We start from the raw sequence: 23,389 nt of genomic DNA, 5'->3' as shown, positions 1-23,389 counted from the left end.
TATAATTTTCTGTCATTTTAAAAAAGAAAAAAACAAGCAGCCAATCTGACTACTTGTCCTTTCTTTTATCCATACTCAATAATATTAAGCTTGGAATGTTTCTGTTAATACAGGAACGATTTGTTTTTTACGAGATACAACACCTTTTAAAGTAGCTGTGTTGTTTTGTAATGTTACGTTGTAAGCTTTCTCAACAACGTTTGTTGCTTTACCAATCGCAAGACCAACAGAATCGTTAGTTAAGATATCAGTTACAACGAATAAGAATAGGTCCAAACCTTTTTCTTCTACTACTGTAGTGATAACTTTTTCAAGTTCTGCTTGGTGTACAAGAACGTCGTTTGTATCAACAGCGTTTACTTGTGCGATTTCAACTTTCGCGTTACCCATTTGGAATTCTTTAGCGTCAAGAGAGATTAATTGCTCCATTGTTTTTCCGCTTAAATCAGCACCAGCTTTTAACATTTCTAAGCCGTAGCTATCTGCATCTACACCAGCGATTTCCGCTAATTCACGAGCTGCTGCTACGTCTTGTTCTGTGCAAGTTGGAGATTTGAATAGTAAAGAATCTGAAATGATTGCAGATAACATTAAACCAGCAACTTCTTTACGAATTGTAACGCCATTTTCTTTGTACATTTTGTTTAAGATTGTAGCTGTACATCCAACTGGCTCACAACGGTAGTAAATAGGATCGCTTGTTTCAAAGTTAGCAATACGGTGATGGTCAATAACTTCTAACACACGAACAGATTCGATATCGTTAGCACTTTGTTGACGCTCGTTATGGTCAACTAAAATAACGTTGTCCACTTCGTTTGCTACTGTCTCAACAAAACGCGGTCCTTCTACTTTAAAAGAGTCTAACGCAAATTGAGTTTCACCACTGATTTCGCCTAAACGTACAGGCTCAGCATTCATTCCTAATTCTTTTTTCAATTCTGCATAAGCAATCGCAGAACAAATTGCATCTGTATCTGGGTTTTTATGCCCGAAAACTAGTACTTTTTCCATGTTTTCCACCTCTTCATGAAAAGGATATCTTAAAGAAGCAAATATGACAATATTTTAGACACATTTTTTTATAAATAATTGCAGTTTCTTCTATATTTTTCATAAAAAAAACATCTAAAATGAATTAGATGATCAAAATGTATATTTAATTTAAAATAGTGTAGGAACTTGCACTACATTGTTAAAAGCAAAATTGGAATTTAAACCATTATTCACAAGGTTCACATCAATAACTTGATAAAACGCATTTCCAGTGTCCGCAATCTCCCAAACAGCTAAAATAAGATGGTAGCCACTACGGTCAGTTGGTACATTTGCTTCATGCGTTACTGTTGTCCCCGGTCTAACTCCGCCATCATTTTTTACATAGAACGGCACTAAATCTAAACTAGACCTTGTTAAAGGCATATTTGGATTCCAATCCTTCTTTGTAATGTAGTATTTCCATTCTTTCGTACTATGAGGAGCGGTTAGTTTCCACTTGAATGTATTCATCCCGCCGTTTAACGTAACTTTCTTCCACCTATCAACTGCTTGAACGTCTAAAGCAGGAAAATGGCCAGCTCCTGCGATTTGTCCATCAGAAGGTCCTAATTGCGGAAAACCCCCTATTCCTTCTACACTTTGTGGTTCATATTGAACTGGACCGCAATTTACATTTACCCCTTGCTTACATAAATAAGATCGGCTCGCTGGTGATTCTACATACCCATGAGCTGAAGTCTTTTCTGAAAATCCAAATGTTAATAACCCCGTAAGTAATATCCCACCACTTAACATAATCTTTTTCATCTTTTGTAAACTTGTCTTTTTCATTCTTTCATCCCCTTCCCAAAAATGAAACGAAAATAACTATAGTTGCCTAGTCATCTTCTCTACAACCATTATAAGTGGAAGGGCATTACTAAAAGAACCCTCTAAAAACTTTCTCAAATTCAATTAGTATATTAAATAAAGTTTATTGATACATTCAAATAACACCGCTAGAAAAATATAGACGGTGTTAAATATACTCAATTAAACCATTCGTTTATAAATAAATTACGAAATTGGCAAAGGTAGTCTAGTTATCGAATAGCCCTCTTCCTCTCAGATTTGCGGAAACAGGCTCCTTTCCTATTTCACGTGCCCATATAGATAACTGGCCGATATGGTGGATTTCATGGACAATGACATGACGTATTATCTCTCCGTGTGTACATTCAATGACTCGGCGCCTGATTGGGGCGTCACTAGAGCTAATCGGTTCTTCATTGAAATCAGTTTCTGAAAGTTTCCGAGAATCCATTTCATTTGTCCAAGATGTCACAAATGGCTTCACTTTCTCGTGATATTGAGCTGAGAGATTTTTTACTTTTTGCAAGCTGGCATACTCTTCAAACAATGGCTCCTCAGGAACTGGCTCACCTCGCAAACCTAAGATCCACATATATTCCACATCTACAATGTGAAATAGGGTATGTAGTATACTGCCGAACCCACCGACCCGTTTCTTTAATAGTTCTTCATCCGGCATGTCTTCGCACAATGTAAACCACTCATCACGAACTTGCCAGTTATATTGAAACAGTTTCAACATCACAGCAACCTCCATCTTTTAGATTAACATTTAATATTCACCAAAAGACTTCAAAATTCCTATTTAAATAATACCTCTTATAAACCTATTAAAACCTTATACAAATTGGCCCTCAAATTGAACATTCAATATGAAGTTAATGAATGAAAAGAAAACCCCTATTATACAGGGGTTTATCAATCTTTTTATAAATCAATACTCAGACCTAATAACAACTTCGTGGTTTGAAAATATCCCTCTTTTTAAATAAAAATACTAAATCATTTTATAATAAATAACCGTTGCATCTAACTCACCATTCGGAGAAATTGCATATTCAGGTATTTTTCCAACTTCTTGATAGTCTAATGATTTATACAATCTATTGGAAGGGTCTCCTTCTCTCGTATCTAGTACTAAAAGAGACCGTTTTTCTTGTTTTGCTCGCTCCTCTGCTTTTTGCATGAGTAAACGTCCAATACCATTACGTCTAAAGTTTGGATGAGTCATTAACTTGCAAATTTCAGCTCTATGTATCCCATTAGGCTTTGTAACTAAATGTAATTGAATACTCCCTGCCACTTCATTGTTTATTTTAGCAACATACAATATCACTTCTGGTGCTAATACAGTTTGCCAATAATTTGTTGCTTCTTTTTGTTCCAGTGGAGGTAAAAAACCAATTGACGCCTCATCATTTACTACAGTTTTCAACAGTTCAGAAAGCTCTTCAATGTCTTCATCAAGTCGTTTAATTTCTTCTATTACTATACTTCGCATTCCTTTTCCCCCTTTTGTTTCATTGTAACAATTTTTAAAGCAGGAATAATGAAATACTAAGATGAAATTATTAAATATATGATTTTTTAGAGAAAGGATACCTATATGAAGTATATATTAGATAGGAAATATGCAAGAGAATTACTCCAGTGGGCATATGAGCAAAACCCAGGTCCGTGGTTCGATCATTCACGTAATGTTGCCCTTGCAACTGAAAAGATAGTTGTTGAACTTATTAATAATGGGTACGACCTAGATGCTGATATAGCATACAACGCTGCCCTCCTGCATGACATAGGAAGATATAAAGGTTTTACTAAATCTGTTATTCATTCCTATTATGGTTATATGTATATGAATGATTTAGGGTATACAGGAAACGCCATTATATGTGTGACGCATTCATTTCCTTGCAAAAATGAGCATTTAGATATCGCGGCAGAGTGGAGCATTGTTCCTGATTATATGGAAAGCCGATTAATTGAAATATTGAATGAAAACAGTGACTACGACTTATACAATAAGGTGATTACCCTTTGTGACGCACTTGCTGATGCGGAAGGCTTTACTACTCTTGAAAAAAGATTGGTTTCAGTTGGTTTACGTCATGGCACAACCTCTCATACTTCTTTACATTGGAAGGGATTCTATGCAATTAAGAAAGAATTAGAATCTTTAATTGGTAAGAGCATATACACACTTCTCCCTAATATCGAGACATCGATTTATAAAAACATAGAATATTAAAATGGGATTTGACTTGATAGAACATAAAGGTAACTTTGATTTTGGATATGAAGATATTGCGGGTATATCTCGGAAATGTAAATTTTCTAATTGTTCGCATACAAATGAACCACACTGTGCAGTAAAAAAAGCTATCTCTGACGGCATACTTTCTGAAGAAATATTTAATAGTTTTTATAGAGATTTAAACGAGGCACACTATGTTTCTAAACAGAGTAATAAAACAAAAGCTATCGACTATATGAAACAATTGAAACTCTTTCAAAAAAATTAGACTAAACTAGAAAGTCCCCCTTAAAAGAATATTTTAAGGAGGGCTTTTTCTTGTTTAATGACTTTGATGTTTCAATTCCACCAGACATTCTTGTACTAAGGTTACTGCCTGACTCATTGCAGCTCCCCCAGCAAACGCGGCTGAAACACCACAAGCTTCTAAAATTTCTTTATCAGAACATCCTTGGTCAATACAGCCCTTTGTATGATAAATCGTACAATATTCGTCTTGTGTTGCTAAACTAATCCCTAATGCAATGAGCTGCTTTTCTCTTTTAGTTAATGTACCCTCCTGAAAACATGCTTGTGTAAAAGCGTTATATGTTTCTGCAATTTCAGGGATTTGTTGCGTAAAATTCCCTATACCTTCTTTATAATCAAGTAATACATCATTTATAGAGCCATATTGTTGATTTTCCATCGTATATCCTCCATTCATTTTATTCACACTTACTTTAGTATGAGATAAAATGAAGGACATATACAAATATTTACTTTAAAAAATAGAATGAATTTTCAGTTTATTTTACTTTTAAATTTGTACATCTACAGTTTCAGCCCATTATCTACTGACACTTTTTCTTTAGAATTTTTCCTTTCAACCTCTTTACTTCTTTCTTCCCAAAATGTTAAACCTTCAATTCCCACATTTTTAGGATCAAACACTGGATCTTTCCCTTCTTTTTTCTGCGTTTCATAGTCTTTTAACACTTTTAATGCCGTTTTACTTAATAATAGAATCGCGATTAAGTTTAACCATGCCATACTACCGATTCCTAAATCTCCAAGGTTCCATAATAGCGACGCTGATTCTACGCTACCGATGTAAACCATAATTAAAAACCCAATTTTCAAAACTGGTTTTAACCAGCTATATTTGAGGTCACGATCTAAATAAGTGAGTGTCGTTTCAGCGATATAGTAGTACGCGAGTAAAGTTGTAAATGCAAAAAAGAAGATTGCGATTGAAATAAATAATGGACCAAATCCTGTCATAACAGTTTCAACTGCTTGTTGTGTATAGATTGGACCTGCATCTACATTTCCCATATTCTTTACAATAGCGCTTTTCCCTTCAGGTATTACATTATACATACCTGTTATTAATATCATAAGAGCTGTCGCTGTACATACTACAATTGTATCAATATATACAGAAAACGCTTGAACTAGCCCTTGTTTTGCAGGATGTGATACTTCAGCAGCAGCTGAGCTATACGTCGCTTCTCCAACACCAGCGACGTTTGAAAATACAGCACGCTTTACTCCCCATGCAATAGCTGCGCCGACGATGCCGCCAAACATTTCATTTACACCAAAAGCACTTGAGAAAATTAAAGCAAACATACTTGGAATTTCCGTTACATTGGCAATTAATACGATACATGTAACAATTACATAACCAATTGCCATAAATGGAACTAGCATTTGAGAAACGCCCGCAATTCTCTTTACGCCACCAAAAATGATAGCTGCTAATAATACGACTAACAATATACCAGTTATATATTTGCTAATACCATTAGAATTTTCAAATCCAACTGCGATACTACTCGATTGAATACCTGGTAATAAAACGCCATATGATAGTGTTACAACGACCGCTACAATGACCGCAAACCATTTCATTTTCAAGCCTTTCTCAATGAAATATGGCGTACCACCACGGTATTCATTGCCTACTTTACTTTTATATACTTGTGCTAATGTTGATTCAATAAATGCACTAGCTGCTCCTAATAATGCCATCACCCACATCCAAAATACAGCTCCAGGTCCGCCGAAAGCGATAGCTGTCGCTACTCCTGCGATATTACCAATTCCAACCCTACCTGATAACGCCAAACAAAATGCTTGAAAGGATGATATCCCAGTCTCCGAGCTCTTCCCTTCAAATAATAGTTTAATCATCTCCTTAAAATAGCGAATTTGTAAAAAACGAGTTGCAATTGTGAAATACACTCCTGCTCCTAATGCGAAAACAACTAAACCAATACTCCAAACTTGCCCTACTAACCATTCTACTAACTGCTCCATCCAAATCCCCCTTATAATTCTTTTGAAAAAGCAATTTTATATATAAGAAAACGGACAACTATTATTAAACCTTCCAGTTGTCCGCATCTCTCATTATTTCATCCCTCTATTTATTAACAGTTAGACTCTCTATTACTTTATATTTACCCAAACACTTTTCACTTCTGTATAGTTATCAAGGGCGTATGAACCTAATTCACGTCCGATACCAGATTGCTTATATCCACCAAATGGTGCAGCTGCATTTTCTAAGTTATAATCATTAATCCACACTGTTCCTGCCTTTAATTTATTGGCAACTTGATGTCCGGTTTTAATATTTTGTGTCCATACGCCCGCAGCAAGCCCGTAAGACGAGCGATTTGCTCTTTCAATTACTTCTTCTGTCGAATCGAACGGGAGTACAACGACAACTGGTCCGAAAATTTCTTCCTTAACGATTGTCATATCGTCTGTAACATTTGTGAATACTGTTGGCTGTACAAAATAACCTTTTTCAAATGCACGTTTACCACCAGCTGCAACAGTAGCACCTTCAGATTTTCCTTGTTCAATGTAATTTAGCACACGCTCTTGTTGTTTTTTAGATACGAGCGGTCCCATTTCAGTTTCCGCCTCCATACCTGCCCCTAGCTTCACGTCATTCGCCATTTTTACAAGTTCATTTACGACTGTTTCATAATGTTTTCGGTGGACAAACACGCGAGATCCTGCGCTACAATTTTGACCATGATTATACATAATGCCTTGGAACGCACCGTTAATCGCTTCTTCTAAGTCAGCGTCTTCTAAAATGATGTTTGGTGACTTACCACCAAGTTCTAACGTTACATGTTTAATTGTTTCTGCAGATTGACGCATAATATATTTCCCTGTAACTGTTGAACCTGTGAAAGCTACTTTATCAATATCATGATGGTTTACAATTGCCGATCCTGCTTCAGGACCGAAACCTGGTACAAAGTTTACGACACCGTTTGGAAAACCAGCTTCTTTAAAAAGCTTCGCTGTATATAGTAAAGATAAAGGTGTTTGCTCTGCTGGTTTTAATACAATCGTACAACCCGTCGCAAGAGCGGCTCCCATTTTCCAAGAAGACATAACGAGCGGAAAATTCCACGGGATAATTTGACCTACAACGCCAACCGGTTCATGGCGTGTGTAATTTAAATAATCTTTTGAAATTGGAATGGTTTGCCCAATAATTTTTGTAGCCCATCCCGCGTAATAGCGGTAATTTTCTACAGTCGCTGAAATATCATCATCAAGTGCTACTTGATATGGTTTTCCATTATCTAAAGCTTCCAGCTGTGCTAATTCTTCTCTATGCTCTTCAATTAAATCTGCTAATTTATAAATAAGGTGTGCTCTTTCAGCAGTAGTCATCTCTGCCCACGGGCCTGATTCAAAAGCAAATCTTGCCGCTTTTACTGCGACATCAATATCTTCTTCTTGCGCTTCACATACGACTGCTAGAACATCTTCTGTCGCTGGATTGTATGTTTCAAATGTCTTCCCACTTATTGAAGAAACAAATTCACCATTAATGAACATTTTAATTTCTTCATTTAAAAACGCTTTCACTTTTGGTTTCAGCTCAATGTTTGTCGTTAACATATATACTCTCCTCCTTATTTAAACAGCTGCATGAGCTGCAATTTCTAGTAAAATAGCTTGAAGCTTTTGATCTTCTTCTTCAGTTAATCCTAATCTCGGATAACGTGAAGGTCCTCCGACTTGCCCATGTAATTCCATTGAACGTTTAACGATTTGCACATACTTTCCTGATCCTTCAAGAAACTCACAAAGAGGTAAAATAGCATCGTTCATTTCCCACGCTTTTTCTAATTCACCATTTTGAAAATGCTCATACATTTTCGTAACGAGTCCTGGAACGATATTTCCGGCTACTGAAACCCATCCCGATGCACCGACTAAATAAGATTCCATAACTAAATCTTCAGATCCGCAGAAGACTTGGAAAGCACCTTCACCTTGTCTTACTAAATCTCTCGCTTTTCGAATATCTCCGCTAGATTCTTTAATATGTGTAACATTTTCACACTCTTTTCCAATACGGAGCATTAACTCTGTGCTCATATCAACACCAGAAGTAAATGGGTTATTGTATAGCATAATTGGTATATTTACAGCGTTTGAGATTTCTTTAAAATGAAAATAAATCTCCTCTTCCTTCGGTTTACAATAGTAAGAGTTTATAATTAATGCGCAATCCGCTCCGTGCGCCTCTGCATGTTTCGTGTATTCAATCGTTTCTTTCGTCGTCTCTGCAGCAGTTCCAACAATGACAGGAATACGGCCATCAACTTCTTTTAATACTGTTTCTACCATGTTAAATCGTTCTTCTTTTGATAAACTAACAAATTCCCCTGTACTTCCATTAATAATAATTCCAGCTACCTTTTGCTCAATAAAGTAGTTTACGTTTTGTTTTACGCCTTTCCAATCAATCTCTTGAAATTCATCCATCGGCGTTATTAATACTGGAAATGCCCCTTTAATTTTTTGCATCTTTATCTCTCCCTTTAACATATTATTTTAATAAGAAACCTGTTGGAAACGGATCAGTAGGATCTAATATAAATGTTTGCATACCTGTAATAAACCCTCTACTTTCAAATCGAAAAATGTATCCGAGTTCTTCTTTCTTCACTTTTTCTACTGTTATAAAGCTATTAAAAATACTTTCATTTTTAAAAGGTTTATCCGCTATATAATCATTTTTAAATAATGTATGAACATAAGACACAATAGTAGAAACAAAACCTGGTGAACGTACTATAAAGTTATCTTCATGAAATGTAATCGACTTTATATGGTTCTTTTCTTTTTGCATAGAATCTACTAAAATAAGTCTTTTTATTAATGACTGTTTTTGTATAGCTTGAAGTGTAGCTTCACCCCATTTTTTTAATTTAGAGATGTTTTCAATACTGATTTCTGGCGAATACGTATCCTTTTCTACAACTGCATATACTTTATCTGCCTGTATGAGAGAGTAACTTATATTACCAACCTTTAAATTTTTCTCAATCATATAACATAGTTTGCTTTCAAACGAAACAGATACAACTTCATCATTCTCTACATATGCATTCACTGAAAATATGCCAGATAGCGTTTCGATTTTGTATTGATTAGACTCTCTCTTTTTTAAATACCCGCTTTCTAGTAACATCGTTATTACTGCGACAATGCCTCCGTAATGAAGAGGAATGGATCCTTCATGATTAAAAAACAATACAGCTGCATCCACTTCATTATGAATAGAAGGAACGACAATACATCCATTTAAACCGATAAAACCACGTGGTTCATTTAATAAAAGCTTCATTTCTTCTGCTAATTCACCTGAAAATTGTTCGTTTAATTGCTCCAAACTGTAGTAGTATTTACATGGTACGTCTTTCATTACACGAAATGCCTCGCCATTTACGTGTACGTCTACTGCTGTATACATTTTTTGAATGTTCATTTTACATCCTCCGTTTCATGTTCCATCGGCGGAATTAGCAAAAAGCCTTCTTTAAGTGGATCCTTTTCATTGTAAAAAAATCTATGCATACCCATAAGCCAAGCTGATCCCGTAATTTTCGTTACTACAGCTTCAATATTTTCTACATATGTTGTATTCATAACACACCCTTTAAATAAAGAACCTACAATACTCTCATGAACAAATTCTTCATCGATATCAATTTTTTTATGAGCATATAATACAGCTAACTTCGCTGATGTTCCTGTGCCGCATGGAGATCGATCAATTCCTCCTGGCGGAACAACAACTGTATTTTTCACATGCGCACTTACATGAGTAGGATCTGTATAAAATTCAACATGTGTTAATCCTCTTATAAACGAATACTCTGGATGAATGATTTCAAACTTCTCATTAATTGTATTTCTAATATGAATAGCCTTATCAATGATTGTAGATGCGTTTTCTGGTACTAACTCTAAACCTACTGACTTCGCATCGATAATGGCATAAAAATTCCCTCCATACGCAATATCAGCCTCTACAGTTCCAATTTCTTCGACGTGTACAGAAATATTTTTCAGTAAAAAAGCTGGTATGTTACAGAAGGAGACTTCTTTCGCTTTCCCATCTTGAACAGAAATATCTACTTCAACTAAGCCAGCTGGTGTATCTAGCTTTAAAGAAGTAACCGGTTCAATTACTGGAATTAAACCTGATTCAACTAAAGCTGTACATACACCGATTGTATCGTGGCCACACATCGGCAAATATCCACCTGTCTCTATGTATATAACACCTATATCAGCTTCAGGATGACATGGATCTGTTAATAATGCCCCTGACATTACATCATGACCACGAGGTTCATTCATTAACAATTTCCGAATCCAGTCATACTCTCTTTTCATATGTAACATCTTCTCTGCCATCGTCTCTCCAATTAACTTAGGAAGTCCGCTAATTAATGTCCTCGTTGGATTCCCGCCGGTATGTGTATCAATCGTCGTAAAGACTCTTTGTGACCTCATCCGTTTAACACCCTTTCTGTAAAACGACTCAAACGAAGTGGTTCAATAGGAATGATTGTTTCTTTTTCATTTAATAACTCTTCAATCACTTTCCCAGTAACTGCCGCAAGACTAATTCCATCACCTTCATGTCCTGCTGCTATAAAGTAGTTCGGAATATGTTCCACTCGTGAAATTATCGGCAAATGATCTTCTGTCCACGGGCGTAATCCAGCATATGAACGAATCACCATCATATCTGCCATTTTCGGATAAAAACGAATTGCTCTATTCGCAATACATTTAATAACCTCGTTATTTATCTTCGTATGAAAACCTACAAACTCTCTACTACTACCAATTAAAAAATTTTGGCTTTCTGTCGGTTCAAATACAAGTGCCACCCCATACTTTTCAGTTAAAGCATCCACTTTTCGTTTTCCACCAAATTTAGAAATTAAATAACCAAATTCCATTACTTTACGGCAGCCAACGTGTTGTTGCCTTGAAGCTACAATAATATGTCCCTTTCTCGGTTCAATTGGGATATTCACATCTAACATCTGTCCGATTTTAGGAGCCCACACACCGGCTGCGTTCACAACTTGCTTCGCAGTAAACGTTCCATTTGTTGTTTCTACAATAAAGGAACCGTCTATATCTCTTTTCAATTCTTTAACTTCTGTATGATTAAAAGCTTTTGTACCAAATTTCTTCGATTCTGCAAGAAGTGAAAAAGCAAGAAGATATGGATTTACAGTTGAATCCGTTGCACATTCTAAACCGCCTAATAAATCATCTGCAAAAAATGGTGATTCTTCTTTTATATCTTGCCTATCAAGCATTCGAAATGGTAAACCAACCTCTTTTTGACGATTTACCCATTGCTGTGCTGCCTCCATCTCTTCGTCTGATTCACAAACGAGAATGCTTCCTGGCGCTCTATATTCAAATGAGTGCTCCAATTCTTCACTTAATTCAGTTACTAAATTTTGACTTACTAACGACATTTGACTATCAAACCCTGGGTCTTTATCAATCGCCAAAATGTTCCCGTCACACCGTGAAGACGTTCCACTGACAAACTCCCCTTTTTCAATGATTGTTACGTCTCTTCCGTATTTTGATGTGTAATAAGCGATAGAACATCCTATAATACCACCGCCTATTATTAAAACGTCACAGTGTCTCACATAGCACCCCTCCTTTCTCCTAAATCTCTCACTTTCTATTTATGCAATTGGTGTGCCAACTCTACATACAGAACTATTTATATGAAATAATTTTTATTTGTAAAAATATTTTAAATTTATCGTAAATAGGTGTATTATTTTTTTATCACTGTCTAAATTTTTATACATAATAGGAGGGCAATATGGCATTTTCATTCCCAACAATAAAAGAGTTAATAAAAATTTTGTCAATTGATTGTACAAGTATCGTTAAGCGCATGACACAGGTAGGTGAAAAATTTTATTACCTCCATTCACCTACTGAGGAATGGAGGTGCGCAGTTATATATGAAGATGACTCTTTCACTACTTTAATCGACGCATTTTCTCATGAACTAGCCGTTGTCATCATTAAAGAAAATCAAGAGCCTTTATGCTGTATAACTGCTCAGCAAATGATTCCTTTTCTTTATAAGTATTACAATGAACTACTAGCTTTTTATAACACTGTTATTCAAACGTCTGATTCTTCTGTTACAGTCATCGACGATAAAGAATGCGTTCGTACTTGGACAGATGGCGCTGAAAAGATTTTTTCAGTGAACCATAATGAAATTATCGGACAACCCATCACCCGTTTTTTTGATTATAAAGATTTGGAAATTTTGCAATCATTACATGACGGAAAAAGCATAATTGCTCAGTTCCATCAGCCACGTCCAGATTTGTTCGTATTAATTAATTCAAACCCAGTTTATTGCAACGATAAAATTATTGGAGCAGTCGTTTCAGAAACGGATGTTACAAATCAAGTCGTATTAAATGAAAAACTATTTAATATGTCGCATGAAATGCACCGTTTAGAACAAGAAGTAGCAAAATATAAAGATACATCCGATCCTTTCCTTGCGATGAATGGAAAAAGCCCTGTTATACAAAGAACGATTCAATTAGCTAGAAAGGTTTGTTCAGTGAAATCCACGGTTTTAATACTCGGAGAAAGCGGAGTTGGAAAAGAAGTGTTTGCGAAAGCAATTCATGAAGCAAGTGAGACAGCAAATGCCCCTTTCATTTCAATTAACTGCGGCGCAATCCCAGAAGCGTTATTTGAAAGTGAATTATTTGGTTACGAGCGCGGGGCGTTTTCTGGTGCAAATAGTAAAGGTAAGAAAGGTAAAATAGAACTTGCACAAGGCGGTACTTTATTTCTCGATGAAATAGGCGAAATGCCGCTCGATATGCAAGTGAAACTTTTGCGTGTACTGCAGGAACGAAAGTATTACCGAGTTGGTGGAGAAAAAGAAATCAATATTGATTTCCGCATTATCGCTGCTACAAACCGTGATTTACAAGAAGAAATGAGAAAAGGAACTTTCCGAGAAGATTTATACTATCGCTTAAATGTAGTTAGCTTGCTTATTCCACCGCTGCGCGAAAGACGAGAGGATATTATCGAATTGACGTACTCCTTTTTAAACGATTTTTCAATAAACTATAACAGGCCTATTCGAGACTTACCTTCAAATATTATGCATGAACTACTTCATTACAATTGGCCTGGTAATATTCGCGAGCTCCGAAACGTAGTTGAAAGACTCGTCGTATTTGCGACAGACGGCATTATTAAACAAGAATATTTACCATTTCATACAAATGAAACTTTAGACAATCATACAGCTCAATCCCTATTACTCAGCAACAATAATACGATTCTTTCTTTACAAGAAGAAATGGATGAGCACGAGAAAAAGGTAATTGAAAGAGCTTTACGCATTTTAGATGGTAATAAATTAGAATGTGCGAAACAACTTGGCGTAACAAGAGCCACTTTATATAATCGTTTAAAAAGACTGGGGTTACAATAATCCCTCTCCTCCTCTGTATTGGCATAGTTTTTGCATAATAATTTGTGCAAACCGAACTAGAGGAGGAATACATATGACGAATAAAGAGAACTTAATTGTTTGTCGTTGTGAAGAAGTTACATACGGACAACTTCAATCGACAATTGCTGAATATAATTGCTCAGCTCGTGAGCTAAAACTAAGAACACGTGCTGGTATGGGTTTTTGCGGCGGTAGAACATGTAGAATGACGATAGAACGAATGGTAGAAAATGCGAATCCTAACATATCCCAAAATGAAATTCCATTAAAATATCAACCGCCAGTGCGTGCTGTTACTTTTGGAGCGGTAGGTGACAATCAATGAGTAGAATTACACATCACCCTATTTTAGGTAGTTTAAATAATAGTGAACGCATCACTTTTCAATTTAACGGTCAACAATACGAAGCTTATGAACACGAAACGATAGCTGCTGCCTTGCTAGCAAACGGAATACGAACTTTAAGGGTCCATGAAGATAGCGGGACACCACGAGGTATTTATTGTAATATCGGGCATTGTTCAGAATGCCGCGTGACAGTAAATAATCAATCGAACGTACGAGCATGCTTAACAGTTGTAGAAGACAATATGGTTGTTGAAAGTGGAAAACAGCATCCGAATATCGTGAGAGAGATGGTGAAAAAGCGATGATCGATGTAATTATTATTGGCGCAGGACCAGCAGGATTATCAGCGTCTATCTCTTGTGCCCATTTTGGACTTAACGTACTTGTTATTGATGAATTTATGAATCCGGGCGGGAGATTGTTAGGTCAGTTGCATCAAGAGCCTACTGGGGAATGGTGGAACGGAATAGAAGAATCAAAGCGCCTTCATGAAGAAGCAAAATCCCTTTCAGTCGATATTCGGTGCGGTGTTTCCGTATATAACTTAGATGAAGATGAGAGGTCTTGGTTCGTGCATACAAATATCGGGACGCTAGAAGCACCGTTCGTACTAATTGCTACTGGGGCTGCTGAGTATTCCATTCCCCTTCCTGGATGGACACTTCCAGGAGTTATGTCAATTGGAGCAGCTCAAGTTATGACAAATGTTCACCGCGTTCAAGTTGGTAAAAAAGGAATCATTATCGGTGCTAATATTTTGTCATTCGCCATTTTAAACGAATTGCAATTAGCTGGAATCACAGTGGATCATATTGTACTCCCTGAAAAAAGCGAATTAAGCCAAAAGGCCGGTGAACCAGAAGAAGTTTTAAACTCACTCTTAAATGCGGCTCACCTCGCCCCATCTCCCTTCCTACGTATAGGTAGCCGTTTTATGAAATATGATTGGATTCGAAAAGCTGGATTAACATTTTATCCAAATAGCGGCATGAAAATAAACGGGACGCCGCTTCATCTTCGTAAAGCTGCACTTGAGATTATCGGAGCGGAACAAGTTGAAGGTGTTCGTGTTGCTAACATTGATTCTAAAGGAAATATTATTAATGGATCAGAAAAGATATATGAGGCTGACTTCGTTTGTATAGCCGGAGGTTTATATCCGCTTGCTGAGCTTGCCGCTGTAGCAGGATGCCCTTTCCATTACATTCCAGAATTAGGCGGACATGTTCCACTTCATTCAGAAGAAATGGAAACCCCTCTTCCAGGTTTATTTGTAGCTGGAAATATTACCGGAATTGAAAGTGGTAAAATCGCAATGGCACAAGGTACTGTCGCTGGATATTCAATCGTGAAGCAAGCAATTCAAGCATCCAATTCGGTTGAACAACACTTGCAACAAGCAATTCAAAATGTCCACACTGTGCGTCAACAAGCTGCGATTCAGTTTAATCCGATGGTTGATGTTGGTAGACGGAAGATGAATGAACTTTGGCGTGATTTTCATTCTAAAAAAGATACTTCATATAAGCAACAAGAAATTATTTAATATACTTATACTACACTTTTTATAACAAAAAGCTCCCCTTATCAACAACAATAAGAGGAGCTTTTCAAATTATTTCACTTCAATTGTCCAATCACCATCTGCTTGAATAGTGAATATATGTATACCGTTTTCTTTTACAGGCATTTTTTTCGTTGTATCAGCTGCACCAATTTCATTAAATACTATACTATCATTTAATTCAACAATAAAATTACTTTCACCGTTCATATGTACACCATGTAACTCTTTCAAGCCTTTTTCAAGTTTTACAAAAACAGCATCAGATCCATGGCCACTAATTGTTCCCGGAGTTGTTATTACTTTATCCATTGAAATAGACTGTGACATATTAACTTTCCAATGACCATCCGCTGTAGGATTAATGAAATATTTACCGCTCTTTTTTATGAGAACTAACCTTTTTTCTTTTCCATTACCAATAAAATTTGAAAGTGAACCAGCGTCATTACCTTGTTCGTCTTTCAACTCAAGAATCGCATTACTTTCTCCTGTATGTTCTACCTCAGCAATGACAAATCCAGATTTCAATTCAAAAAAGTCAGAAGAATTCTCACCATCACCTTCTAATGACACATTATGATCTTGAGATAATCTCTCCACTGTACTTTTTTCTGTTATTTCTTTAGCTTTCGGACTAGTAGTTCCAGTTTGTTGTTCCACATTATTATCTTTCTTTTCGTTCGCTTGTACATCTTTCGTTTGTTCTGTTGAATTGCAAGCAGTTAAAGATAAACAAACCGTAGCTAATGCTACTAATAATTTATTTTTCATTATATCCTCCTATTAACATAAAATATTCTTGATTATAATAACATGTTTTTACCAATTCATTAGTTTATTAATAATTGGATTTTATCCCAAAAGAGGAAACATACTAACAATATTAATCCAAATAAAAAACTGTTAGAGCATACAGCTCTAACAGTTTTATTGTTCATTATTATTAAATTTCGCTAATGCGTAGATGCCTTCTTCATCATCTAATTCAAGTTGCAATCTTGCTGCAAATGAATTGACGTTGTATTCTCGATCAAGCAACAAGCGTAGTGCTTCGATTAAGTTTGCTTGAATTAAAATTTGCTGGCGACCATTTACCTCTACTTCTGCAGAGAAACCGTAGTCATCATCATACATTAGTTCAACTGAAACTTCTTCTGGACCAACTTGTCTTTTTTCAGCGATATATACGCAAAGCGCATTTATAAGTTCTTGTTCAGAAATTTTTATTGTTTCCATGCTACTTCATCTGCCTTTTTCTTACGTTGATCTTTGAAGTATTTAAATGCACGAACTGCTAACATTACGATACCAGCCATTACTAACATATTTACCATAAACGCTAATACAGAACCAAGTGCTCCCATATTTGCAAATAAGCTACCCATTAGTAAACCACCAAGACCACCTAGTAATAAGCCTTTCATAAAGCCACCTTTATTACTTTTTGGCGCTGTGTTTGTTGCTTTTGTTTTTGAATCAGTTGTCGTTTTTTGTGAATTCACATTAGAATCTTTTTTGTTTAAATCAACTTTTGACTTTTGACCTGAACTTGGTGTATATGATTTTTTACCAGATTTGTAACTTTTCGCTGCCGCATGATCTACGAACATAAAGCTACTAGCCCCAAAGATAACCATGAATGCTGTCATTACTGCTACAAGTTTTTTCAACATATTATATCCATTCTCCTTTTATATAGATATATGTGAAATCTACCTTTCTAGTAAATTCAGAATGATAGATTTGTTTTAAAACCATTTTAAAGGTTCTTATGAACTTATTATATGAACTTTTGTCGAAATATGCAAGCATTATTTACTTACGACAATTTCATGACATAGGAAAAATTAAGCAAAACGGAATTGACTTTAAATGAAACAAAACATATTATAAGTTCATAAGAACTTTTTATAATTTTGGAGGTGAAAAGATGGAAACATTTCATCTCACACGAAACGAAATGGCAACGCTCCTTCTATCACTAAGAGGATGGAATACGAAGAAGCCTCTCGGCATTTTACAAGAAGCTTGGGCAAAGTCACATAAAAAAGATATTGAAAGCGGACAAAGCGTTACTGCTTTTATTACAACCGCACTTTCACCTATTTTTGAAAAATTGATTAAGATTGACGATACGGATGTCGGTTTTTCTTTAAATGAAATAGTTGCGCTTGGCAATCAGATTGAAAACACGAGTTTCTCTGTAACTGCTATGCAAAACTGGGTGAAACGAGATATAAAAGAAATGATTGGCTCCCCTCAAAAAGGGAAAAAATACTCAATCGAACAAGCAGCATTACTATTCATTGTCGAAGATTTAAAAACAGCGCTTGATTTTGAATCTATTCGTAAGCTATTACGTCTTATCGTAAATGACCCAGCCGATCGAAGTGATGACTTAATCAATCCTGTTCATTTGTACGGAGCATACTCTTCTCTATTTGAAGAACTCAATCAAGGGAATTGCTTACAATTAAATGCAACAGACACAATCCATACAATTGAAAATATCGTGAAAGAAAGAGCTGATAAAATAGCAAGTAAGTTCGATCAAATTAATAACGAACAACGCGAAGCAATTCGTAACGCCATTATTATCGCCACCCTTTCTGTACATACCGCATATGTACAAATGTTAGCGAAACGTTACGTAACAGCAACATTATTTTTACAAAATTTAGAAGTGAAACCGTAAAAAATAGGAGCAGATTTGCTCCTATTTTTTAATTTCTATACTATTTTGCACTCCTTAACTCTTTGCATCTCATACATTTTCAACTGATTCTCTACATATGATTCAATTTTTTTGAACCCTGCTTTCTCATAGCATCGCATTGCCCTCTTATTATCTTCCCTAACTTGCAATACAACCGCTTGTATATCAGGGTCTAAAAATGATTTAGCGATAAAATAATTTGTAATCTCTGTTCCAAGCCCTTTTGAATATAAATTTGAGACGCCAATCAATATTGAGTACTCCATCACATATATATCGTCATTTCTCTTCTTTTTTAATCCAACTCTCCCTATTACTTCATCCTCTACTACGATCACATGATAACTTGCATAAGATCGAGACAGTTTTTCTGTCCAATACTTTTGAAGTTCTTCTATTGTATATCGTTTGAATAGTTTCACGTCCGCTATGTTATGTAATTCTTCGTCATTATACCACTCTAATATAATTGGTAAGTCATCCATTTCTAATAAACGCTCATGCCAATACATATTTTCACCCCATCCAATTTCGAATTACTTGGTCAATTAAATTGAATACGCATATTCTTTTTTTGGCAAATTCACAATGTCCCGAATGTAAAATGATCGTTCTATTATATCTTCTAACTGACCATTTCTATAAACATAAATACCACCTACATATGAACTGTAAGCCTTTTTCTCAGTTATTATCGCTAATTTGTTATTTTCTTCGTTAAAATCACCTTCTAGCCCTTTTTCAAATGCTAAGCTTTTGGATGTTGAAGAATAAAGCTGAATTAATGATGCTATTTCTAAATGATTTGATTTTGCAAGGTACTTTATTTCATTAGCAATCATTTCATCCTGCAATGGAAGAAAGCCCTTCACTTCTAATTTCTCTACTTTACGAAAGAAATTTTGTAACTCCAGAGTATAAAACGACAGTTTTTTCTCTTCTATCTTTTTAAAAATGCTTTGTAACAATAAATCTTTACCTACTACAAACGGATGACCAAACCCATTATTATAAAGCTCTTTTTTCATCTTAATTAGCTGTTCAATAAAAGGTATTCCCGTTTCTTCAATAACAAGCTTTCCATCTATAAAACGCATACTGGCAATTAGTTCTTTTATCTCAATACCTTCTAACTCAAGCGATGAATAATATAAATCTCTATTCCAAAAATCTAATTGATCCATTCCTAGTGAATTAAATAATAGCTCATCTATAATCGGAAAAACTCCATCTTCTGATAAACCTTTCGTTACATCTTCTAATAATCCGGAAGTCTTATTTAAAATTGTGCGTATTTCATCATCCTCTTGAATAATTCGAACAGTCCAATCCCCGTGATCCTCTCCAGATATTTTCTGAAAGCAATGCGAATATGGACCGTGTCCAACATCGTGTAGAAGGGCTACAGTAGATACTAACTTTCGCTCATATTCTGACAAATGAATGTCACCAATCTCCGTAAGATGTTCTATCACTTTATTAACTAGTACATATACACCTATTGAATGTTCGTTCCTCGTATGTATTGCGTTCTCGTGTAAAAAATATGTATGTCCTTGTTGTTTAATATGGGCCAACCTTCGAAACGCTTTAGTATCGATCAATCGTATAATATCTCTATCTTGAATAGTAATTGATCCGTAAATAGGATCTGTAAAACGCATAACTTCTCCCCCTTTGTAAATTCAACACTTACATCATTATACAAAATTTTCAGTCTACTAATCCTTTCATTCTCTTTAAATATGAGAAATTTTTAATAATCTTTTCATTATCTCTTCATGAAAACATGGCTTATATCCTTTACTATAATACTTATGAGAGACATAAAAGAATTGAAATGGCAATCCCCTATATGAATAAGGTATAATCTACATATAGTGAACCTTTTATGTTATTAAATAAAGGGGCTTATATTCAAAATTCATAAATTAGAAGGTGCAACAATGTTAAGTAGTTTTATTCATTCAGTATTAACATTTTTTGAGGGATTAGGTTATTGGGGCATAATGCTTGGACTTATGATTGAAATTATTCCAAGTGAGATTGTCCTTGCTTATGCGGGATACTTAGTATTCAATGGTAGTATCTCATTTGTAGGCGCAGTTATATTCGGTACAATTGGTGGTGTTATTGCCCAAATCTTTGTTTACTGGATTGGTCGATATGGTGGTCGCCCTGTATTAGAACGTTACGGTAAGTATATTTTCATACATAAAAAACAAATGGATGCTGCTGAAGATTGGTTTAATCGTTACGGAACTGGCGTAATTTTCACTGCACGTTTCATTCCTATCGTTCGTCATGCGATATCAATTCCTGCTGGTATTACAAAAATGCCATTACTACGTTTCACTACATTAACAGCACTTGCGATCATCCCTTGGTCTATCATTTTCATTTATTTAGGTGAGAAACTAGGTGAAAATTGGGAGAATATTAACGATATTGCTGGACCGTATGTGAAATCGTTCGCTATCGGTGGCATTGTACTTATACTTTTATATTTCGTAATAAAAAAATGGACAAAAAAACGTAAAAATCTTGCTTAAGATTATAATAAAAACCGCTATAAATTCATTAAGAATTATAGCGGTTTTTATTATCGGCTTGATCATGTATTAGAAATTGTATTATTTCTTTTTTATGCTTTAAGTCATGCTCGATAAGTGATGAAAAATAATTATTTAACCTCACTTTTTTTGCACCAAATTGATAGTCATTATTAAAATTACGAGCAGGAATTCGCTCAATTTGGTCTACTAATTGTTTACGAGTAAAGCTAAATTGATCTATTAGTTCTTCTTTTGAAATACCAGACCTTGCATATTTTATTGCACCCTTATTCATTTCCTCAACATCTGTTGGAACATTGGGTACAGATTGTCCGCTTATAAAGTATGGAATTCTAAACTTCATTAAAAACTCATCCCAAACGATTAAATGTGAAATCACATCCGCGGTTCCCCATGAACCTTTTCTAAAAGGTTTAACCATACATCATTTTAGTTACATACTTCAACGTTTGGCACCAATCTATTAGACTTAACTTTTTTTCTAGAATACTTTCTTTCTCCATAATTCATTCCTTCCTCTTTCACACTAATAATCGATTCATATATAACTTCTAGACATTACATAAAAACCCCTCCAGTCTAAGATTTACATGGATAAGCAACAATTCCACCATAAAATACGTATAGTAACTCAAAAAGGATTGATTCCCCTATGCACTGGCATCAAAAAATACCATACTTAATCGGACGCCCTATCGGCATCTCCTTCGTTAATGGGCAAGGAGCTTCTGGGGTATTATGTTCTGCACATGATGGTCAATTATATGTTTATGAATATCTCTACCAAGCCCAGTTCGCCATGAAACATTATGACTTTAGACAAATTCAAGATATACACGCCTTTCCAAATTGCCCACACCAAAATCCTCTATACTAAAAAACAGGAACGGCTTTATTGCCATTCCTGTTTCTATTGTTTATGCATTATTTTTCAGAGTAAAACTTCTGCACTGCTTCATCAAAATAGATCCATCCTTTCCAGCCTAAATGAATTGTATCTTTTAAGAAATACTTATCATATTCATGGCTAGAAAAATCGACTACTGGGTATCCTGCTTTCTCGACTTGATCGCGAACCTTATTGTAATACACATCACGACGCTCTTTTGGGAAACCAGCGTAATCATACCACGGTCCGTTTACAGGCACAGAAATAAAGAGTGGTTTTACATTTTTTTCTTTGAAAAGATCTAAAACAATTTGTAAGTCATCATATTCTGGTGAATCATCATACGATTCATTTGCTCTAAAGTTTTTTAAACCTTTTAATTTTTTCTTTAAATTATGTTTATAATAATATGGATTTTCAATTCCGAATGTATTTGTTGTGGATCCTACTTTACCTTCTTGTTCCGCATGTTTACGTGCATCTTCCCAAGAAAGCGAACGTAATCCCATATTTGTTTCCTCTTTCATCGGTTCGATCTTAAATAGAGAGTTAAATAAATCTCGATGATCTAAAATGTTCCGGTACATATACGCTAGCGGTTTAGCTAGTCCGGCTTTTATGTTATGTTTTGTATCGTTATATACAATACTTTCTAGCGAACTATTTAATATCGCATCCTTACGAACAACTTTATAATCTAGTAAACGTTTCGCGATTTTTTTCTTCATTTCAGGCTTTATTTCGTCATTAAAAATAAAGTGATAGGCTTGTTGTTTGGAGAAATTATTTGTAAAATCCCCTTGTGATACACCGGTTTTTGTAAACCATTGTGGTGAAAGAACAAAGACTACCTTTTTATCTTCTAATTCATCCATTGTAGACGTCATATTTAATATATGAGCCAAGCTTTGCGTACCACCAGTCCCTATTAAAAATGGGGTAAAACCTGCTGGATTTACTTTAAAATAGTTAGATGGATGATATGCATCCATTCGTAAAAACTCTGATGAACCATACATCGGTAAATACTGCGAATTCTCTAACATTTTCTGTTGCAAGAAAACACTTTGTAATTTCTCTTTTTGTAAGGAAGTTGCTGCATCTTCTATTTTTTTATCGCTTATTAGTGATACTAAACTCTTAGATGGAATAAGCAATACAATGAAAAAGAGTAGACACGCTAAAATAATTGGACCAAAAGCATGCTTCATCTTCATCGGTTGTTCCTCTTTCTATTACGAATAAATTGTAACCCTTGTTTATGACACGTCATCATTTTTCTCCTTTTTTCTATACATGTCCCATTCTATTTATCT

At 35.3% G+C, this 23,389-nt stretch carries 26 protein-coding genes and 1 pseudogene; 9 read left to right on the top strand and 18 right to left on the bottom strand.

The annotated features are described in order from the left end of the window. Positions 1 to 84: 84 nt before the first annotated feature. The 4 genes from ppaC to NSS74_RS09925 all read right to left on the bottom strand — a co-directional run bounded on the left by ppaC (position 85) and on the right by NSS74_RS09925 (position 3,352). Positions 85 to 1,014: a manganese-dependent inorganic pyrophosphatase gene (gene ppaC, locus NSS74_RS09940; RefSeq protein ID WP_002032629.1), complete on the bottom strand. Its 930-nt coding sequence runs from the start codon at positions 1,012 to 1,014 to the stop codon at positions 85 to 87. 150 nt (positions 1,015 to 1,164) lie between these two features. Further along, a complete protein-coding gene (locus tag NSS74_RS09935) occupies positions 1,165 to 1,830 on the bottom strand; it encodes a lytic polysaccharide monooxygenase (protein ID WP_002142085.1) in 666 nt (221 codons plus the stop codon). A gap of 247 nt (positions 1,831 to 2,077) precedes the next feature. Next, positions 2,078 to 2,593: a DinB family protein gene (locus NSS74_RS09930; RefSeq protein WP_002142086.1), complete on the bottom strand. Its 516-nt coding sequence runs from the start codon at positions 2,591 to 2,593 to the stop codon at positions 2,078 to 2,080. A 255-nt stretch (positions 2,594 to 2,848) separates the two neighbouring features. Next, complete coding sequence (locus NSS74_RS09925) at positions 2,849 to 3,352, bottom strand: GNAT family N-acetyltransferase (RefSeq protein ID WP_002065767.1); 504 nt, start codon at positions 3,350 to 3,352, stop codon at positions 2,849 to 2,851. Positions 3,353 to 3,457: 105 nt separating this feature from the next. Here NSS74_RS09925 and NSS74_RS09920 point away from each other — a divergent pair, with 105 nt between their 5' ends. Then, positions 3,458 to 4,099, top strand: a complete 642-nt coding sequence (locus NSS74_RS09920; protein ID WP_002142088.1) for an HD domain-containing protein — start codon at positions 3,458 to 3,460, stop codon at positions 4,097 to 4,099. Between the two features lies 1 nt (position 4,100). Further along, a complete protein-coding gene (locus NSS74_RS09915) occupies positions 4,101 to 4,373 on the top strand; it encodes a hypothetical protein (RefSeq protein ID WP_002012986.1) in 273 nt (90 codons plus the stop codon). 54 nt (positions 4,374 to 4,427) lie between these two features. On the opposite strand, the gene NSS74_RS09910 is transcribed toward NSS74_RS09915, so the two are convergent. The 7 genes from NSS74_RS09910 to NSS74_RS09880 all read right to left on the bottom strand — a co-directional run bounded on the left by NSS74_RS09910 (position 4,428) and on the right by NSS74_RS09880 (position 12,111). After that, positions 4,428 to 4,793 (bottom strand): carboxymuconolactone decarboxylase family protein, encoded by a 366-nt coding sequence (locus tag NSS74_RS09910; protein WP_002085063.1) that lies wholly within the window; start codon positions 4,791 to 4,793, stop codon positions 4,428 to 4,430. A gap of 125 nt (positions 4,794 to 4,918) precedes the next feature. Continuing rightward, a complete protein-coding gene (locus tag NSS74_RS09905; protein ID WP_002142090.1) occupies positions 4,919 to 6,409 on the bottom strand; it encodes an alanine/glycine:cation symporter family protein in 1,491 nt (496 codons plus the stop codon). A gap of 132 nt (positions 6,410 to 6,541) precedes the next feature. Next, on the bottom strand, positions 6,542 to 8,026 hold the full coding sequence (locus NSS74_RS09900; RefSeq protein WP_002142091.1) for an aldehyde dehydrogenase family protein: 1,485 nt from the start codon (positions 8,024 to 8,026) through the stop codon (positions 6,542 to 6,544). 18 nt (positions 8,027 to 8,044) lie between these two features. Then, a complete protein-coding gene (dapA, locus tag NSS74_RS09895; protein ID WP_002142092.1) occupies positions 8,045 to 8,941 on the bottom strand; it encodes a 4-hydroxy-tetrahydrodipicolinate synthase in 897 nt (298 codons plus the stop codon). A gap of 22 nt (positions 8,942 to 8,963) precedes the next feature. Continuing rightward, positions 8,964 to 9,905, bottom strand: a complete 942-nt coding sequence (locus NSS74_RS09890) for a proline racemase family protein (RefSeq protein WP_002142093.1) — start codon at positions 9,903 to 9,905, stop codon at positions 8,964 to 8,966. Next, a complete protein-coding gene (locus NSS74_RS09885; RefSeq protein WP_002142094.1) occupies positions 9,902 to 10,939 on the bottom strand; it encodes a proline racemase family protein in 1,038 nt (345 codons plus the stop codon). Before NSS74_RS09885 ends, NSS74_RS09890 begins: the two co-directional genes overlap by 4 nt. Further along, on the bottom strand, positions 10,936 to 12,111 hold the full coding sequence (locus tag NSS74_RS09880; protein WP_002142095.1) for an NAD(P)/FAD-dependent oxidoreductase: 1,176 nt from the start codon (positions 12,109 to 12,111) through the stop codon (positions 10,936 to 10,938). Before NSS74_RS09880 ends, NSS74_RS09885 begins: the two co-directional genes overlap by 4 nt. A gap of 182 nt (positions 12,112 to 12,293) precedes the next feature. On the opposite strand from NSS74_RS09880, the gene NSS74_RS09875 reads away from it, so the two are divergent. The 4 genes from NSS74_RS09875 (at position 12,294) to NSS74_RS09860 (ending at position 15,871) form a co-directional block, all read left to right on the top strand. Further along, positions 12,294 to 13,955 (top strand): sigma-54 interaction domain-containing protein, encoded by a 1,662-nt coding sequence (locus tag NSS74_RS09875; protein WP_002142096.1) that lies wholly within the window; start codon positions 12,294 to 12,296, stop codon positions 13,953 to 13,955. A gap of 73 nt (positions 13,956 to 14,028) precedes the next feature. Continuing rightward, positions 14,029 to 14,301, top strand: coding sequence for a (2Fe-2S)-binding protein (locus NSS74_RS09870; protein WP_002012972.1), 273 nt, complete (start codon positions 14,029 to 14,031; stop codon positions 14,299 to 14,301). Beyond that, entirely contained in the window at positions 14,298 to 14,630 is a 333-nt protein-coding gene (locus tag NSS74_RS09865; RefSeq protein ID WP_002142097.1) for a (2Fe-2S)-binding protein, read from the top strand. The genes NSS74_RS09870 and NSS74_RS09865 overlap by 4 nt, the downstream gene beginning before the upstream one ends. Then, a complete protein-coding gene (locus NSS74_RS09860; protein ID WP_002142098.1) occupies positions 14,627 to 15,871 on the top strand; it encodes an NAD(P)/FAD-dependent oxidoreductase in 1,245 nt (414 codons plus the stop codon). The genes NSS74_RS09865 and NSS74_RS09860 overlap by 4 nt, the downstream gene beginning before the upstream one ends. Before the next feature lie 69 nt (positions 15,872 to 15,940). Here NSS74_RS09860 and NSS74_RS09855 read toward each other — a convergent pair whose 3' ends face one another. The 3 genes from NSS74_RS09855 to NSS74_RS09845 all read right to left on the bottom strand — a co-directional run bounded on the left by NSS74_RS09855 (position 15,941) and on the right by NSS74_RS09845 (position 17,565). Further along, positions 15,941 to 16,663, bottom strand: a complete 723-nt coding sequence (locus NSS74_RS09855) for a hypothetical protein (RefSeq protein WP_002142100.1) — start codon at positions 16,661 to 16,663, stop codon at positions 15,941 to 15,943. A 156-nt stretch (positions 16,664 to 16,819) separates the two neighbouring features. Next, positions 16,820 to 17,128: a YxcD family protein gene (locus NSS74_RS09850; RefSeq protein ID WP_000447767.1), complete on the bottom strand. Its 309-nt coding sequence runs from the start codon at positions 17,126 to 17,128 to the stop codon at positions 16,820 to 16,822. After that, entirely contained in the window at positions 17,116 to 17,565 is a 450-nt protein-coding gene (locus NSS74_RS09845; RefSeq protein ID WP_002032604.1) for a hypothetical protein, read from the bottom strand. The genes NSS74_RS09850 and NSS74_RS09845 overlap by 13 nt, the downstream gene beginning before the upstream one ends. Positions 17,566 to 17,822: 257 nt before the next feature. On the opposite strand from NSS74_RS09845, the gene NSS74_RS09840 reads away from it, so the two are divergent. After that, positions 17,823 to 18,587, top strand: coding sequence for a DUF1836 domain-containing protein (locus tag NSS74_RS09840; protein WP_002032602.1), 765 nt, complete (start codon positions 17,823 to 17,825; stop codon positions 18,585 to 18,587). Positions 18,588 to 18,622: 35 nt separating this feature from the next. Here the strand turns inward: NSS74_RS09840 and NSS74_RS09835 are convergent, their stop codons facing one another. Beyond that, positions 18,623 to 19,120 carry a GNAT family N-acetyltransferase gene (locus tag NSS74_RS09835; RefSeq protein ID WP_002142101.1) on the bottom strand — a complete coding sequence of 166 codons (498 nt, stop codon included), beginning with the start codon at positions 19,118 to 19,120 and terminating at the stop codon, positions 18,623 to 18,625. A gap of 36 nt (positions 19,121 to 19,156) precedes the next feature. Beyond that, positions 19,157 to 20,272 (bottom strand): HD domain-containing protein, encoded by a 1,116-nt coding sequence (locus NSS74_RS09830; protein ID WP_002142103.1) that lies wholly within the window; start codon positions 20,270 to 20,272, stop codon positions 19,157 to 19,159. A 282-nt stretch (positions 20,273 to 20,554) separates the two neighbouring features. Here NSS74_RS09830 and NSS74_RS09825 point away from each other — a divergent pair, with 282 nt between their 5' ends. Beyond that, positions 20,555 to 21,160 carry a DedA family protein gene (locus NSS74_RS09825; protein WP_002142104.1) on the top strand — a complete coding sequence of 202 codons (606 nt, stop codon included), beginning with the start codon at positions 20,555 to 20,557 and terminating at the stop codon, positions 21,158 to 21,160. A 28-nt stretch (positions 21,161 to 21,188) separates the two neighbouring features. On the opposite strand, the pseudogene NSS74_RS09820 reads toward NSS74_RS09825, so the two are convergent. Then, positions 21,189 to 21,687 (bottom strand): annotated as a pseudogene (locus NSS74_RS09820) (DinB family protein). 149 nt (positions 21,688 to 21,836) lie between these two features. On the opposite strand from NSS74_RS09820, the gene NSS74_RS09815 reads away from it, so the two are divergent. Next, a complete protein-coding gene (locus tag NSS74_RS09815; protein WP_002142107.1) occupies positions 21,837 to 22,061 on the top strand; it encodes a hypothetical protein in 225 nt (74 codons plus the stop codon). Between the two features lie 47 nt (positions 22,062 to 22,108). On the opposite strand, the gene dltD is transcribed toward NSS74_RS09815, so the two are convergent. Further along, a complete protein-coding gene (gene dltD / locus NSS74_RS09810) occupies positions 22,109 to 23,290 on the bottom strand; it encodes a D-alanyl-lipoteichoic acid biosynthesis protein DltD (protein WP_002142108.1) in 1,182 nt (393 codons plus the stop codon). Positions 23,291 to 23,389: the final 99 nt, after the last annotated feature.

This window comes from Bacillus sp. FSL E2-8868 (genome assembly GCF_038005505.1).
In the GTDB taxonomy this organism is placed as follows: Bacteria; Bacillota; Bacilli; order Bacillales; family Bacillaceae_G; genus Bacillus_A; species Bacillus_A mycoides.
The sequence above is the reverse complement of the archived record's forward strand: the minus strand, read 5'-3'. Positions and strand labels throughout refer to the sequence as shown.